Annotated in this window: 11 protein-coding genes; 3 read left to right on the top strand and 8 right to left on the bottom strand. The window is 61.8% G+C overall.

The annotated features are described in order from the left end of the window. Positions 1–135 precede the first annotated feature (135 nt). The 7 genes from QM649_RS15625 to QM649_RS15595 all read right to left on the bottom strand — a co-directional run bounded on the left by QM649_RS15625 (position 136) and on the right by QM649_RS15595 (position 9,956). The gene (locus QM649_RS15625) at positions 136–2,022 is read right to left on the bottom strand and encodes a hypothetical protein (RefSeq protein ID WP_415199990.1); all 1,887 of its coding nucleotides are present in this window, start codon (positions 2,020–2,022) and stop codon (positions 136–138) included. 29 nt (positions 2,023–2,051) lie between these two features. Continuing rightward, on the bottom strand, positions 2,052–2,816 hold the full coding sequence (locus QM649_RS15620) for an HAD family hydrolase (protein ID WP_415199989.1): 765 nt from the start codon (positions 2,814–2,816) through the stop codon (positions 2,052–2,054). Between the two features lie 91 nt (positions 2,817–2,907). Continuing rightward, positions 2,908–3,186, bottom strand: coding sequence for a helix-turn-helix domain-containing protein (locus QM649_RS15615; protein WP_415199988.1), 279 nt, complete (start codon positions 3,184–3,186; stop codon positions 2,908–2,910). Positions 3,187–3,322: 136 nt separating this feature from the next. After that, complete coding sequence (locus tag QM649_RS15610) at positions 3,323–3,859, bottom strand: CvpA family protein (RefSeq protein ID WP_415199987.1); 537 nt, start codon at positions 3,857–3,859, stop codon at positions 3,323–3,325. Between the two features lie 12 nt (positions 3,860–3,871). Beyond that, the gene (locus QM649_RS15605; protein ID WP_415199986.1) at positions 3,872–4,765 is read right to left on the bottom strand and encodes a phosphoribosylaminoimidazolesuccinocarboxamide synthase; all 894 of its coding nucleotides are present in this window, start codon (positions 4,763–4,765) and stop codon (positions 3,872–3,874) included. A 195-nt stretch (positions 4,766–4,960) separates the two neighbouring features. Next, positions 4,961–8,827, bottom strand: a complete 3,867-nt coding sequence (gene smc, locus QM649_RS15600) for a chromosome segregation protein SMC (RefSeq protein ID WP_415199985.1) — start codon at positions 8,825–8,827, stop codon at positions 4,961–4,963. Positions 8,828–9,218: 391 nt separating this feature from the next. Next, positions 9,219–9,956, bottom strand: a complete 738-nt coding sequence (locus QM649_RS15595; protein WP_415199984.1) for an SDR family oxidoreductase — start codon at positions 9,954–9,956, stop codon at positions 9,219–9,221. Between the two features lie 439 nt (positions 9,957–10,395). Between QM649_RS15595 and QM649_RS15590 the strand changes: the two genes are divergently transcribed. Both QM649_RS15590 and QM649_RS15585 read left to right on the top strand, forming a co-directional pair. After that, a complete protein-coding gene (locus tag QM649_RS15590; RefSeq protein ID WP_415199983.1) occupies positions 10,396–11,718 on the top strand; it encodes a hypothetical protein in 1,323 nt (440 codons plus the stop codon). A gap of 109 nt (positions 11,719–11,827) precedes the next feature. Then, complete coding sequence (locus QM649_RS15585) at positions 11,828–12,619, top strand: hypothetical protein (RefSeq protein WP_415199982.1); 792 nt, start codon at positions 11,828–11,830, stop codon at positions 12,617–12,619. 10 nt (positions 12,620–12,629) lie between these two features. On the opposite strand, the gene QM649_RS15580 is transcribed toward QM649_RS15585, so the two are convergent. Beyond that, positions 12,630–13,883 carry an acetate/propionate family kinase gene (locus QM649_RS15580; protein WP_415199981.1) on the bottom strand — a complete coding sequence of 418 codons (1,254 nt, stop codon included), beginning with the start codon at positions 13,881–13,883 and terminating at the stop codon, positions 12,630–12,632. Positions 13,884–14,364: 481 nt separating this feature from the next. Here QM649_RS15580 and QM649_RS15575 point away from each other — a divergent pair. Then, positions 14,365–16,530: Ig-like domain repeat protein (locus tag QM649_RS15575; RefSeq protein ID WP_415199980.1), on the top strand; the 2,166-nt coding region annotated here is incomplete at its 3' end.

Raw genomic sequence — 16,530 nt, 5'->3', positions numbered from 1 at the left:
GGCGGCTCGCCAGAAAATTCTCAATGTGAGGGTAAACTGCAGGTTCCTCCGCTTCGCGAGACGAACTACCATCTCGCTTCGGTCGGAATGACATTTCTGCGGCACAGAGATGGCCGAAACGGAATGTAGATGATCCTAGTCGTGCACCGGCAGGAAGATCATCTTTCCGGCTTCCTCCCGGTGCGCCATCCGCACAATGTGGGGCGTCATCAGGATGATCAGGTTCGAAACGTCGACCTCGCGATCCTGATTCGTGCCTCCGCCCATGCCGGGCAGTTCGCTGAGACCGGGGATTCCTGTAACTGCGGCGGATTGCTGACGGCTCATCGTGCTTGCGACCATGGCCGTGGCTCCGGGCTTGAGCGTGGTGATCGCCTTGTACTCCTGGTTGTCGAGCACTGGGATATCGTTGAGCGTCGCCCCATTTAGAGACGTAATCGTAAAGTCAATTCCCAGAGTAACTTCACTGTCCTTCTGAATGTTTGGCTTTACCTTGAGCGTCAGCCCCAGATCCTCATATTGAACCTGTGGAATCGTTTGAGCTGCCGAGGTGAGCGATGCGGCACTGAGGCCGAGGCTGGCGAGCGTGCTGGAAAGGCCGGCCGTCGATATGCCGGCGATGCTGGTCGTGGAGCCGGCCAGATTCGAATAGGACGACGTGATGATCGGGTAGCGCGTACCGCTTTTCAGCGTCGCGTCCTCGCGGTCCTCCGCGTGGATCTGAACGTGGTCGAGGATGCGCGTGTCCGAGGAGTTCAACGCGAGGTTGCCGGTGAGCGTTCCCGGGGAGATGCCGGTCAGTGTCTCGCCGCCGCCGAAGTAGGCAAAGGGCTGGCTGAGAACGCTGCTCGTCACCTCTCCGGAGGCAATCAGGATGGCGGCGATGGCTGCATAGTCGCCCGCGCTGGCCAGACCGCTGGAGATGATCTCCTGCACCAGGCTTGAGTTGTTAGAAAGCACCGAGTTCAACTGGGTGGGGATGTTGAATACGGTCGTTTGCGTAGGCGCCTCGATGCCCACGTTGGTCGTGCGTGTCTTGGAGATCTGATAGAGGCGGACATCGAGCACCACCTCGCTGCGGCCTTCGAGAAGCTCGGTGAAGGTCCGGTTCAACGCTGCCATGCGCGAGGCAGGCGCGCGCACTGTAATGGCAGAGGAGCCTGGGACGAGCGTGACCTGTTGGGCGTCGAAAATCTGCTTTGCCAGGGTCTCCATATCCTTGGTTTCGGTCTGATCGAAGCCGGGGAAGTAGATGTTTTCGAGGACGAGGCGTTCGTACTGGGCGCGATTGTCCTTCGTATCCGCGGCCACCAGGGCACGGTGCGGATCGAGCGGGGTGATGAAAGTGTTGGTCACCAGGTTGACCATGCGCCGCGCCTGCTCGAAGTTCACGTCGTCCACGTCGAAGCGCACCGGCTGGTTCTTCACCGAAGCGTCGAAGGTGGGGGTGATGCCGTACGCCGTGAGCACCTGGCGAATGAGAGCCTGCCCGGTAGTGCGCACGTGGAAGCTCTGCTTCCTGTCGGAGGGCGCAAATTCGACGGGCGGTGCCAGCGTGGTGTCCTCGGGATAAAGCTGGACCGGATCGGGCGCGGCGGCGCGGGTAATGTCGTCGAGATGCTGGACGAGCATGGGATTGCGCGGGTCGAGGCGGAAGGCTTCACGGATATCGGCATTCGCCTCATCGAGGCGATTGAGGATCTTCGCCTTCTCCGCCGCCTGGATCAGTTGAGTGACCTGACTCTGGACGGCAATCTCATGTGCTCCCAGGTAACGCTGATTGCCGGGATCGAGCGCAAGGGCGTGGGCGAACTCGGCTTCCGCCCGGGGCAAATCCTTGCGATCGATAGCCTTTGCGCCTGCCAGATAGTGCTTTTCCGCTTCGGCGCGGTCGTGCTCCGTGGGCGCATGCCTGGGCGCAGCCGTTTTTCCCGGCTCGGCAGTAGCGGTGTCCTGCGCTAAGCAGAGCGAGGAAAGGCTCAGCGCGGCGAGGGCAAGGGCGAGTTGGCGGCGTCGATACAATCCGTGAGTCCAGACCGGTTCGATTCGGCTCAGCGCGTGGACTGCGGGGTCGCCCGCAGCAGGGCAGCGAGCGAGGTCGCGCAGACCTCGGGCTCATGCTTCATCAGATCGTCAAAACTGAAGCTGCCTGTAGCCACGGCAATCGTGGGCAGGCCGTTGGCGCGGGCAGCGGAGATATCGGAGGGGGTGTCGCCGACGACGCAGACGGTAGCATCGGGGCCTGCCTGAGCGCGGGCGAGCTCGGCGGCATGGCCGATCATGTCGGCACGGTCGATATAGCGGTCGCTGAAACCGCCGAAAGTAAACCAGTCGCGCAGGCCCACGAATTCGATCTTGAGCCAGCCGATGGCTTCGAGGTTGCCGGTGGCCACGCCGAGCGCCGCGCCCTTGTCTTTCAGATAGGCGAGCGTGTCCTCAACGCCTGGCATCACGTTGATCTGCATTTCCCCGCGCCGCGCGGCGACTTCAAGGCGCATGCTTTCCAGGATGCCTTCCAGATGCGGCTGCCAGTGGTGATCTTCGAGTTTGGCGATACGGAAGGCGTCGCGGAGGATGCCGGGGTCGGTGTTGCCGCTCAGGATGACGCCGTCGAGGACCAGCTCCTGTCCCATGACGGAACGCACGCCTGAGAAAAATGAACTGACATGGATACGATCACGGCAGCGGAGCAGGGTGCCATCGATGTCGAAGAGATAGGATGCCTGCTCGTCCCAGCGGAAATCCGGCTGGATGGAAACACGATCCTCGTGCTGGGTGGAGGCGATGGCGGGCTGCTGCGTAGAGGGAAGAGTCACCGTGCAAAGATTCCTTGCTTCCAGCTTAATGCAGGAAGCAAGCGCTGGCACTGCGTGATTTTTCAGGCAGCACGATTGGCTCTTTGTAGAGTTAGCGGACAGCCTGCTGAGGCGTGAGCAGCGGGCGCTCGCTGCGCGGCGGCCGCTTGAGGCCGAGGCGGATCTCGGTGGGGTTAATGTCGAGCTCGGCGATGGTGCGGCTCAGCGTGTTGCGGTGCATCCCCAGTTCCTGGGCGGCTTTGCACTGGTTTCCCTTGTGATGGGCGAGCACTTCGATGAGGAAGCGGCGCTTGAACTCCCGCACAGCCTCGGCGTAGGTGATTCCGCCGGTGTGCATCTGCGACACAAGGTTTTCCAGTTCACGCTTCACATTCAACCTCTTTCTCAGTCCTGCCGGATGCTGCGCAACAGGATCAAATCTCAAATGCGGAGAACGCCGGAGCGATCCGCCGCGGGGCCTGCCAGTGTCTCACACGCTTCTATGAGCACCGGCTTATGTTCTCCGCCTATGCCGTGGGACGAATCCAGGACGGCTGCACGTTGCGGAGGATCGTCACACCCTGCCGGATACGTTCCCCGAACTCCGTGGGGGTGACGATCGATGCCTGGTGAGCCGCACTCAGGAAGTACGGTATGAGACGCGACTCACGAAACCAGGTTGCCTGGGGCAGGAAGGCGGCGACTGCAAGCACCGCGACCGTAACCAGGGCGCACCCTTTTACCAATCCGAAGGCTGCGCCGACCAGACGATCGGCCCAACCCAGTCCAACCGAATGCACCGACCAGCGGATGAGGCGGCCGATAAGTCCGGCGGCGATCATCACACCGAGTGCGATTGCGATGAAGCTGAGAGCCTGGTCTGCGGCGGCATTCACGATCCAGCGGCCGAACCAGGGAACCAGCTTCTGATAATTCCAGCTCGCGAAGAGCAGTCCGAGGATGACCCCCGCGAGCGAGAAGACTTCGAGGAAAAAACCCTTCTTTGCTGCCGACAGGATCGAGACGACGAGAATAACGACAATGACCCAGTCGATCAGCGCCATGTACATCCTGTGTTACAGCGAAAGTGTTGTGCCGGTGAGCAGCCGGTAGGCCTCGAGATACTTCTCCTGCGTGCGCGTGACGACATCTTCAGGGAGCGACGGCGCGGGAGCCTGCTTGTTCCAGCGGATGCTCTCGAGGTAATCGCGAACGAACTGCTTGTCGAACGAAGGCTGAGCGCCGCCCGGCTTGTACTGATCCTTCGGCCAGAAGCGCGAGGAGTCGGGCGTGAGCACCTCGTCGGCCAGGATGATGCCTTCGGCGGTGGTGCCGAACTCGAACTTGGTGTCGGCGAGGATAAGACCGCGCTGCTCGGCGTAGTTCGAAGCCTTGGTGTAGATCGCCAGCGTCAGGCGGCGCAGTTCTTCCGAGCGTCCGGCGCCCACGCGCGCAACCATCTCGTCGAAGCTGATGTTGATGTCATGCTCGCCGTCGAGGCTCTTGGTGGCCGGGGTGAAGATGGGCTCGGGGAGGCGGTCGCTTTCCTTCAGGCCGGCAGGCAGAGGGATACCGCAGACGGCGCCGGTGGCCTGGTAGTCCTTCCAGCCGGAGCCGGAAAGATAGCCGCGCACCACGCACTCGACCGGGAACATCTGCGCGCGCTTCACCAGCATGGAGCGGCCTTCGAGATCGGCAGCGAAGGGCTGCAGCTCGGCCGGGTACTGCTTCACATCGGCGGTGATGAGGTGGTTCGGAACGACGTCCTTGAGGAAGTCAAACCAGAAGAGCGAGAGCTGCGTGAGCACCTTGCCCTTGCCCGGGATACCGGTGCCGAGGACGTGGTCGAAAGCAGAGATGCGATCGGTAGCGACAAGCAGAAGGTGCTCGCCGACGGCGTAAAGATCGCGGACCTTTCCGCGGGCATGAAGGACAAGATCAGCAAACTCGGTTTCGATGAGAGCGGGCAACGGCAGAGCCTTCCTGGATGAGACTGAACTTCGATTTTCAGTCGGTGGAAGAGCTTTGTCAACGCGTGGCGCGGGCTCTCCAGGCAGAGAGATACCCGCCTTGACACGGCGGAAAAGCAGTGTCAAGGCGGCTCAATCCGAGAGCGGATTACCAGAGTTTCGTTGCGCGGAGGTGCCGCGCAGGTATTGTTGGCGTTACGCGGTTGCCCGGCGATCGCCGGCGTTCTGCTGGCCGCCAAGCTTTACGCTGACGACCTTCGAGACGCCCGGTTCCTGCATGGTCACGCCGTAAATCATGTCGGCAGCGGTCATCATGCGCTTCGAGTGCGTGACGATGACGAACTGCGTGTCGTTCGACATGGCGCGGAGCATCTCCGCAAGGCGTCCCACGTTGGTTTCGTCGAGCGGAGCATCGACTTCGTCCAGTACGCAGAAGGGCGCCGGCTGGTACTGGAAGATACCGACCAGCAGCGAGAGCGCGGTGAGCGCCTTCTCGCCACCGGAGAGCAGCAGCACGTTCTGCAGCTTCTTGCCCGGCGGCTGGGAGACGATGTCGATGCCGCTGTCGGCGCTGTTCTCTTCGTCGGTAAGCCGCATGAAGGCCTGGCCGCCGCCGAAGAGCTTCGAGAAGGTGGCGCTGAAATTCTCGTTGATGCGCACGAAGGCTTCGTCGAACTTGGTGCGCGAGATCTGGTCGATTTCGCGGATCGTCGCCGTCGTATTCTCGATCGAGTCGAGCAGGTCCTTGCGCTGCGTCTCGAGGAATTCGTGGCGCTGCGAGGTCTCCTGGTACTCCTCGAGAGCCATCATGTTCACCGGGCCCATGCCTTCGAGCTTCTGCTTCAGGCCGCGGCAGGCTTCGTCTTCGGAGGCGAGAGCTTCGCCTTCGATGCGCACGATCTCTTCATCGGAGCGAAGCACCGAGGCTTCGACGGCAAGATCGTTCATGCAGGCTTCCTCGAGGTGCGTAAGCTCGGCGGCGAGCGTGGCAGAGCGTGAGCTGCGTACGCTGCGGGTCTCGCGCAGGGTATCGGTCTCGGCGCGCAGCGACTTCAGCTGCTGCTCGATCTCGGTGATCTGCGTGCGAAGCTGCGTGGCCTCGGCGGTGAGGCGGGCGATCTCGGCGAGGGCCTGCTCGCGCGTGCCGGCAAGCTGTTCGCGGCTGGCGGCAAGCTGCTCGTTCTCGCGCTCGCGCTGCTGCTTTTCGGATTGCGCGGCAACGAGCTGGGCTTCGATCTGGCCTACGCGCTGGCGCACATCGTTGAACATGCGGTCGATGCGGGCAAAGTTCGCCTCGGCACCCCGGCGGCGCTCTTCGAGGCCGGCGAGTTCGGCCGAAACCTGCGCGGCCTGCATCTGTGCCTCTTCGCGGGTGCGGCGAAGGTTTTCGAGCGTCTTCTGCAGCTCCTCGATGCCGGCTTCGGCGGCGAGGTGCTGCGATTCGATGCGGCTGGCCTCTTCGCGCTTCTGCTCGATGAAGGTCTGCTTCTGGTTGCGCTGGTCCTTGTTGCGCTCGCCCTGGAGGACCCAGTCCTGCAGGCGGCGCTCGAGGCGCTGCACTTCGGACTCAAGCTGGCGCAGGGCCGCCGACTGGTTGGCGCTCTCACGCTCGGCCACACGGCGCTCTTCGCCCAGGATTTCGAGCTGGCGGTTGATCTCCGACATCTCGCGGGCAAAGGTGGCCACGGCCGTTTCGGTCTGCGCCAGTTCGGTTTCGACCTTCTGCAGCTTCTCCTGCGTCTCGCGAAGTTCGCGCTTCAGTGTGAGCGGGCCGCCGTTGCGCGGCTTGCCGCCGGTCACGGTGACGTTGTGGAAGCATTCGCCCGAAGGCGCGAGGAAGAAGGCGTGCGGGTTTTCGAGTGCGAGCGAGCGAGCGGTCTCGGAGTCCGGCGTCACATAGCCGTCGCGGAGCTTCGGCAAAATGACTTCGAGCGAGCGGCCGAAGCCGTCGAGCACGCGGATGCACTGCTTCAGCGGCACCACGCCCTGGTGCTGCTCGTGGCGATTCTGCGAGTCATCTCCGGCGAAAGAGAAGCGAGCCTGCGAGTCTTCCGGATGCACGAGGAAGGTGGCGCGGCCGTCGACATCGGTCTTCAGCAGGCGCATGCCTTCGTGCGCGGCGTCCCAGCTCTTCACGACGATGTAGTTCAGCTCGTCGCGCAGGAATTCGTCGACCACACTCTCGTACTTGTCGCCGACTTCAAGGAAGTCCGCCAGCGTACCGACAGGTTTGAGGCCGCCTGCGAGGGCATTCGAGCGAAAGAGCTTTTTGACCGTGTCGGTCGAGTAGCTGTGTTCGCGGATGAGTGATTCGAGCGAGTTCTTGCGCCCTGCAAGCGTGGCACGCTCAGCGCGAAGCTGGTCGCCACGGCGCTTGGCCTCGGCCTCTTCGCTGCGCTTGACGTTGATCTGCGCGCGGAGCGTCTGGATCTCGGCTTCGAGATTCTTCAGGCGTTCCGTTACAGATTCGAATGTCAGTGAAGCCTGGCCGCGCTCTGCACCGAGGGACTCGAGATCCTTGCGGGCGTTGTTCATTTCGCCGGTGAGGCGTTCGGCTTCGCGTTCGAGCGAAGCCAGCGACTCTTCGGCCTGCGTAGCCTGGTTACGGATGTTGCCGACCTGCGAGAGCAGCTGCATGGCCTGACGGCGCGCATTTTCGGCGCGCTGTTCGCCGGAAGACACGGCCGCGAGCGCTTCGCGGGCCTGCTGCTGGCGGACCTGCGCTTCTTCCTTGAAGGCCTGCGCTTCGGAGGCTGCGGAGTCGAGGAACTTGCGCTGCGAATCGCGTTCGGACGTGAGGTTGGCGAGCTGCGCACGTGTCTGTTCGAGCTCGGCTGCCCCGGCGGTGGCACGGGCATCGAGATCGATGATGCGTTCGGCGTTGGCGTGGTGCCGTGAGGCCGCGCGTTCGAGCTCGACCGCTGCCTGATTGGCGCTGGTCTGTGCTTCCTTCGAATTCGTGTCGATTTCGTAGCCGCGAGCGCGGAGCGTCGAGTGCTGAGCATCCATCTGCTCGATGGAGGCGCTGTGCGCGTCGATGCTCGTGGTCAGCGTGCCGATCTCCTCGGTCACCGCTGCCTGTTCCGTATCGAGGTGCGTAATTCTGCTGGCGAGCACCACGCGCAGGCGGGCGCGCATTTCGTCACGCAACTGGCCGTAACGCTCCGCCTTGGCGGCCTGGCGCTTCAGCGAGGCCATCTGGCGCGTGATTTCTTCGAAGATGTCGTTGACGCGCGAAAGGTTCTGCTTCGACTGCTCGAGGCGCAGCTCGGCAAGACGCTTCTTGGTCTTGAAGCGGGTGATGCCGGCGGCCTCTTCGATGATCGAGCGGCGGTCGTGCGGCTTCGAGCTGAGCAGCTGACCGATGCGCTCCTGGCCGATGATGGCGTAGGACTCGGGACCGAGGCCGGTGCCCATGAAGATGTCCTGAATGTCGCGCAGGCGGCAGAGCTTGCCGTTGAGCAGGTATTCGCTGTCGCCGGTGCGGAAAAGGCGGCGGGTAACCACGATTTCGCCCTTCTGCGGGGTTTTCTGGAACTTGCGGCGGCGAATCTTCAGGACGATGGGGTTTGCGCCTTCGGCAGACGCTTCGCCCTGCACGACTTCCGGCTGGTCTGAGGATTCCGCCTTGGCCTCGCCCTCGACAACGACCGGGCCGGGCTGAGCCTCGGCAATGATCTCTTCGACCTCGGCGGCGCGATCGGCGCGCAGCTTCTCCTCGTCCCAGTCGGTCTCCATCTCGTCCTCGATGACGATCTCCGGCTCGTCGAGCAGCGGACCGCCAGCGTAGGCTTCGGGATCGATCAGGGTGATGGTGACCTCGGCCATGCCGAGAGCTTTGCGGTCACGGGTGCCGGCAAAGATGACGTCTTCCATCTTGCCGCCGCGCAGGGTCTTGGCGCTCTGTTCGCCGAGCACCCAGCTGAGGCCATCGAGGATGTTGGACTTGCCGCAGCCGTTAGGGCCGACGACGATGGCTATGCCTGATCCGGGGAGTGCAACCTCGGTACGGTCACAGAACGACTTAAAACCCAGAATCTGGATCTTTTTCAGCTTCAGCATGGGAAATAGACTCCTTCCTTCGCTGAGGGGAGGCGGGATGCGGCGGGAAACACCGGACCGATGGAACTAGTCAGAATCGACTGTAGTGACCTGCCGGGGCAGGGTCAACATGGCTACCCCAAGATGTTGTGGATAAGACGTCCCAAACTCAACCTTTAGACGTCAGAAGCAAATTCTGGCCGGATCTGAACATCTTTTGCACCCTTTTCGGTGCATTATCCGAGTTCCATCAAGCAGACCGTTTGCTGGAGCGAAAGGTGGCAACAAGAGTCCGGGACCAGAGGTTTTCAGGGTAGAGCGCGGGGATAGGCGCTGCAAGCAGAAACCGGAGGGAGTAGCCGCGGAAGGTAACAGCGGTGTGCGCTTTGGAAAAGCCCACACCGCTGTCCGGTCAGGATTTCTTCTGCAGGGGACGGACCTTGATCTCGCTGATGAACGAGGTGGCGGACTGGGTGACGATGAGCTCAACGGCGGCGACGATGTCCTCTGGCTGGATCTTCCAAGAGCCGTCCTCCGCATGGCCGAAGGTCGTGTTTACCGATCCGGGCGCGACGGCCGAGACGCGAACGCCATGCTCCTTCAGCTCCTCGGCGACCGAGTAAGTGAGGCCGTTGAGGCCCCATTTCGAGGCAGAGTAGGCGGCGCCGTTCTTGAGAGGGTTATGTCCGGCGAGGGACGAGAGATTGATGATGTGTCCCCGGCGCGCAGCGATCATGAGCGGGGCGAAGGCGCGGATCGTCAGGTAGGGACCGCGCAGGTTGGTGGCCATCAGGTCGTCCCAGTCCTCCGGGGACATTTCGTGGAGGGGGCGTCCGAGAGAGCCAATTCCGGCGTTGTTGATGACGATGTCCGCCCGGCCATGGTGCTCCTTTACGGTCCGGGCCAGGGCAGAGATGGACTCCTCGGAGCGCAGGTCGAGGGCATGGGCCTCAGCTTTTCCGCCCGTGGCACGAATTTCTTCTGCAAGTTCTTCCAGCTGTTCGGTGGTGCGGGCGGTGAGGAGCACCGTGGCTCCAAGAGCAGCGAGCCGGCGGCTGATGGCCGCGCCGATGCCGCGGCCGGCTCCGGTCACAATGGCGACCTGGTCTTCGAGTGGGCGAGGATTCTGGGAACAATTGGGGGCTGTCATGGTGTCTGTGAAATGAGATGTAGGGATTGCGAGCGGGGCTTCAAGACTGCGAGGTAAACGATTCCAGCGGGCACAGCATCTCACGGTGCGTATTGCAAAACGGGTTGGGCTGTAAAAATCCTGCAAAGAGTTGAGGCAGCGCTGGAAACCGGCGCTGCGAAGCCGGCGAAAGTGAGCTCTGCCAGGCCGGAGCGGATGCGGGAAGATGCGGTTTTTGCGGTGTCTGTGCCGGGATGAGTGAGAGGACGAAAGATGAGTTTGCTGGAAAACTCTTACTTGTCACGGAAAGGATGTGATTTCTATAATCCAGCCACGTGGCTGTAGTGTAGATTTCATGGCATTGACGGGATTCCGTCTGGTCCGGACAGGTCTCGCGTTTATCCGCACTTGGCTCGCACTCGCGAATGCATTAGATAAGGAAATTCCTTAGGAGCGTTGAATGAAGAAGGTCGTTTTTGCATCCTTGCTGGCGTTTGCCACCAGCACCCTCTGCACCATGAGCGCCACGCCGGTTGCGCTGGCACAGGATGCAGCAGGGTCCCAGTCCAGCTCGATCACCATCAAGGATCCAGCCGAATACAACGCTTATACGAATGCGATGGGGCAGTCGGCTCCCGCGGCTAAGGCAGCGGCGATCGAAGCCTTCCTGCAGCAGTATCCGAACACCGTGGTAAAGCGGGACATGCTCGAGCAGCTGGTGCATGCCTACCAGGCCACCGGCGACCAGGCGAAGACCTTCGACGCTTCGAAGCGCCTGCTCCAGGATGATCCGACCAACCTCGCCGCTCTGACCTTCGTGGTTTATATCGAGAAGGCCCAGGCTGCCGGTGACCAGGCGAAGCTTGACCAGGCTGCCGCGGATGCTGCGAAGGGCCTTACGGCAACCAAGCCGGCCAGCATGAGCGATGCCGACTACCAGAAGCTCAAGGACGTTTCGACGCCGATCTTCTACAGCACCGAAGCCGCAGACGATGTCGCCAAGAAGGACTACAAGGACGCCATCGAGGCCTACACGAACGAGCTGAAGGCCGTGAAGGATCCTGCCGCCACCACGCAGCAGCCCCTGCTTGCCGACACCTACTACCTCGGCAACGCCTACATCCAAGAAGATCCGAAGGATCTCGTCAACGGCATCTGGTTCCTGACCCGCGCTGCGCAGTACCTGCCGGATCCTTACAAGACCAATGCCGAGAAGGCAGCCGAGTACTGGTATAAGAAGTACCACTGCGCCCAGGACGATGCGAACTGCCAGAACACGCTGGAAGGCTTCGACGCCATCAAGCAGCTGGCCCACGACAACGTCTTCCCGCCCGACTCCTACAAGCCGGTTGCCGCTCCGCCGCCGCCGTCGCCCGCCGACCTGGCTCATAAGGCGATCGTAGCTACGCCGGATGTCTCGAAGCTGGCGCTTGCCGATCAGGAATACATCCTGGCCAATGGCAGCGACGAAGACGCGAACAAGGTGTGGGATGCCCTGAAGGGTCAGACCTCGCAGATTCCGGGTGTCGTGATCCAGGCGACCGCGGATTCGGTGCAGCTGGCTGTCTCCGACGATGCGAAGCAGTCGCAGAAGGCCGACTTCACGATCAACATGAAGGAGCCCCTGAAGACGGTTCCCGCAGTGGGATCGAACGTCACGCTGATCGGCACCTTCGATTCGTTCACGAAGAGCCCGTCGATGATCATCCTGAAGGACGGCGAAGAGAAGCCGACGGCGAAGGCTCCGGTGCATCGCACCGCGCGTCACACTTCCGGCATGTAAACCTCAAAACCTGCAGCGGGAAGACGGGCAGCCAATCGGCTGCCCGTCTTCTTTTTTCGCGATGATAGAGTGAAGTCCAATGAGGCACGCGCTACTCGGGATCGGAGCCATGGCATTGATGGCGGTGACGCCAGCCGTGGCGCAGGAGCCAAGCCAGACTGCCGGCACGAGGGGGCCTTTCGTTTTGCCGTATCGCGCGGCCGATACGATGGCGCCGGAAGATCAGGCGCTATGGCATTCCCGTCAGAAGGACCTGATCCGAGCGGCGGCGATCCACGGTTACAACCTCGATGCGAAGGATGTCTCCGGTGCCGGAGCATGGAGCGTGCAGGAGAGCGGGTGCCCGTTGATCGCAGGCGCGCTGCTGTTGCGTTATCAACAGCAGCATCCCGATGGTTCGGAGTCTGCGTTTGCCGCGGTGGTACCACGCAACGGTGATCCGGTGCGCGTGGTAGCGGCGGTGCATCACAGCACCCTGAATTTCACACCCTCGTATGAGAGCCCCGAGACCTACACTCTGTTCAATGGTCTTGTCTCTCCACAGACGGTGGGTGTGGAGACTTCGTGGCTCACGCTGGGTGCCTGCTATGCGGACGTAAGTGGCCAGCAGGTGGCGATGTCTCAGAACGGAGATCACGCGAATATCCTCACGCCTGGACCGCAGTTGCAAGTGGACCTGGTTCGCGACAAACGCGCGATCGGTTTTGCGCAGCCGGATGGATCGCATTCCTACAAAATCTGGACGATCAGCCTGAATGAAAAAGGCAACGCGACACGTGTGCGCAAAGAAGGGCATTCTGTCGACACGCTGCACGGTCTCCATCCTTCAGAGCCCACGGCAAAGCTGTTGCAGCCGAACGAGCAGCCTCCGGTGAAGCCGTTTCCGGATGTAATTCCCTAAGTTGTGACGGCTAAGCATGCGGTATGGCCCCTTCGGTATGGACCGAGGGAACCGCTACAGCAGCCACGACTGCGTGGGCGATTTCCAGCCCTTCTTCCACGGGGATCACCCAGGCATCGAGTGATGAGCCTTCCCCGGCGACACGTCCTTCGAGGTCGATGAGCGTGTGATTTGCCAGCTCATCGAGGACGAATCCAGACGGCCGGAGTCCGTCCGCGACGCGCGTACGAAGCAGCGGCGTATTTTCCGCAATGCCTCCGCCAAAGACAACGGCATCTGCCTCGCCCAGCGCTGCGAGGTGCGCGCCGACTGCCTTACGCACCCGGTAACAGAACATGTCCATCGCCAGGCGCGCTCTGGGGTCCTCGTAATAGTGCTGCATCAGGACGCGGGTATCGAGTGAGGATCCGGAGACGCCCTGCAGACCGGACTTGTGGTTGAGGATCTCCATCACCTCATCGAGGGAGAGCTGCTCTTCGCGCACGAGGAAGGGAAGGATGGCCGGATCGATATCGCCGCACCGTGTTCCCATCATCAGGCCCTCCAGCGGGGTGAGGCCCATGGTGTTGTCGATGGAGCGGCCCTTGTGGATCGCGGTGACGGAGCAGCCGCTTTCGAGATGCATCGTGACGAGGTTGCAGTCTTCGGGCGCACGTCCGGTGAGTTCCGCATAGCGATGGAGCATCCACGAATGCGATATGCCGTGGAAACCATAGCGGCGAATGCCGTGCTTTCGCGAGAGTTCGAGTGGAAGTGGATAGAGGGCGGCATACTCCGGGAGGTCATGGTGGAAAGCGGAATCGAAGACCGCGACGATCGGCACGTTCCGCAGGCGGCTGCGAATCGGGCCCAGGACCTCAATGGAGCTCTTGTTGTGCAGCGGCGCGAGCTTCTCCTGCGCCTCGATTTCGTGCTCGACCTCGGCATCGACGATGACCGGCTTCACCAGATGCGGACCGCCGTGAACCACGCGCAGGCCTACCGCTTCGATCTCTTCAAGACGTGGAAGCTTATCCGTGGCGTGCTCTTCGATAAGCGAGAAGATGTGCTGGACAGCCTGCTCGAGATCGGCCGCCTGGATGGGAGTGCTCTCGACTACTTTCTTGCCGTGAAAGCGCGCGAGGGTCGTGTGCTCGCTGCCGATGCCTTCGATACTCAGGCTGAGCAGTTTGGTGCCTTCCGAGGCGCGAGCCTGATGCTCGCCGGCGCAGATGAGTTCGACTTTGAGTGAATGACCGCCAGGGTTGAAGACCAGGATATTCACGGCAGTAACCTCTTTCCCGAATGCGTCCGGATCTATCAACAGGGATGCGCCGCTGCCGGGGCGGAGATGCTGCTTCTAAATCCCGCAATATGAAACGCGACTGTTTTGATCAGCCCGCAAGCGCTATCAAAATCGTCAAAGGGTAACCCAAAAGAGTTACATCGGAACGATTCATGCGTGTTACTTTGGAGTTGCTCCTCCCCTAGAGCGTCCAGTTTTGCAACGCTTTGCCGATGTGTCTGTCCAGAGGACAAACATGCCGGCAAAGACCGCGAACGGTTCTGGCGACTCGCAAGTCCATCCCCTCCGTTCTTTCGATGTAGTGACAAAAAGGCCGCGCGCCTCCGCCGATGAAGGGGCAGCCAGCCGTGCCGTGCCAGCTTGTTGGATCAGGATTTCTATGTCTTGTCGTGCTTTTCGGGCCTTGGCGCTCTCCGTTTGGGAGCGGTTCCATCCTTCTGTCCTCCGGAGCCTCTGCTCCGTGCAGGTTGCGCGCTTCGCGGCGCTGTTGGTCGTTCTGACGGGCTGTGCGCTTTCGAGCGAAGCGCAGAACTCCTTCACGTTCTCAAACGCGCAGAACGTCGGTACCCCTTCCACCATCCAGTTGCTGATGACAGCAACGGTCGCCGGTACCGTACACAGCGTGAAAGTTCTGACGATGGGGCAGCCCAATCTCGACTTCACGTCGGGTGGGGACAGCTGTATCAGCACCTTGATCACTCCGAAGAACACCTGTACGGTGTCGGTGATCTTCGACCCGAAGTACCCGGGTGTGCGCAACGGCGCGGTGGTCCTGCTCGACAGCTCGAATAACGTCCTTGGCATTACCTACCTCTCCGGCACCGGTGCCGGCGCTCTGGGCGTCATGGTCCCGGGTACGATCACGACGGTGGCAGGCAGCGGCGAGTGGACCGGCCTGGGCGACGGCGATCCGGCGACCAGCGGCGACCTGAATCTGCCCGCCGGCGTGGTTGTGGACGGCGCGGGCGACCTGTTCATCGCCGACTCCGCGCACAACCGGATACGCGAAGTCTTTGCGACCGGAACGAATGCAGGGGAGATTACGACCATCTGCAATACCACCGGGCAGCCCGCCTATTCCGGCGATGGCGGCGCGGCAATCGATGCGACGCTGAGCAATCCGCAGGGCATTGCGATCGATGGCGCAGGCAATCTCTTCATCGCCGATACGGGGAACAATGCGATCCGGCGGATCGACGCCTTTACGGGTGTGATCACCTCGGTCGTGAACCAGCAGCCTGCGAGCTCCTCGACGAGCTCCGCCGGCTTCAGCGGCGACGGCGGCGCAGCCACGAGCGCGCTGCTGGATACGCCGTATGGCGTGACGGTAGCCCCGAACGGCGATCTCTATATCGCCGATACAAAGAACCAGCGGATTCGAAAGGTGACCGCGACGACGCAGGACATCACCACCGTGGCGGGCAACGGCACAACCGTTTCGCCGGGCGTGGGCAGCTACTCCGGCGATGGCGGCACGGCGGTGCTCGCTGAACTGAATGCCCCCTATGCCGTGACGCTGGACAGCGCAGGCAACCTCTACATCGCAGATACGGGAAATAACCGGGTGCGCGTCGTGTATGCGTCGGGCACCTATGCCGGTACGATCGCGACGTATGCGGGCAACGGCAGTGCCGGCTATAACGGAGACAGCGGTCTGGCGACGAGCGCCAGTTTCTACGCGCCCTCCGGGCTGGTGTTCGACGTGGCCGGAAACCTCTACGTCGCGGATACGCAGAACAACCGTGTACGCAAGATCAGCACCGGCGGCATCGTGACAACCATTGCCGGCAACGGTACGGGCAAATATGAGGGAGATGGTGGGATTGCCACCTCGGCGGGACTTTATGGACCGCAGGGGCTTTTCCTCGATGCACTGGGCAATCTGTACATCGCGGATTACTTCGACCATCGCATCCGCGAGGTGCAGAGTAATCTCGCAATCCTGACTTTCACCCCGGAGATACGCGAAGACCAGGTGACCTCGCCGCAGTTGCAGACGATCGAGAATGACGGCAATGCGAAGCTGAGCTTTACGGGAATCGCGCCGGACTCCAATGCAGCAGTCGACGCCTCGTCGACCACCTGCAGCATCTCGACTTCGCTGCTTTCGGACGCATCCTGCATCGTGGGTGCGGAGTTCGCGCCGACGCAGGTCGGCAATCCCGTAGTAGGCAACATTTCTCTGACTGGAAACCCCGCGAACGCCCCTCTCGATATCGAGGTCGAAGGGGAATCGGATGAGCTGACCTCGACGACAACCACACTGAGCGCCACCCCGAACCCTGCACTTTACGGCGCCTCGGTTGTCCTGAGCGCGACGGTGACGACCGGCACGGGGACGCTCAGCGGATCGGTCACCTTCATGGACGGCAGCGCGACGATCGGCAAAGCAACGCTGGCCTCTTCCGGCCTGAGCGGGACGGCTACACTCTCGACGACTGCCCTGACCGTAGGGGCGCATCAGCTGACGGCGATCTACAACAGTGATGGAGTGCACGGTACCAGCACTTCGGCCGAATTCACGGAGACGATCCAGCAGTCCACGACAACGGTACTCGCCTCCAGTGAGAATCCGTCGGTCTCGGGTGACTCGGTCATCTTCACGGCAACGGTGACCTCGTTCAAC

Origin of the sequence: Silvibacterium sp. (assembly GCF_047605705.1) — a bacterium.
In the GTDB taxonomy this organism is placed as follows: domain Bacteria; phylum Acidobacteriota; class Terriglobia; order Terriglobales; family Acidobacteriaceae; genus Silvibacterium.
This window is presented reverse-complemented; position numbering and strand designations above follow the sequence as displayed.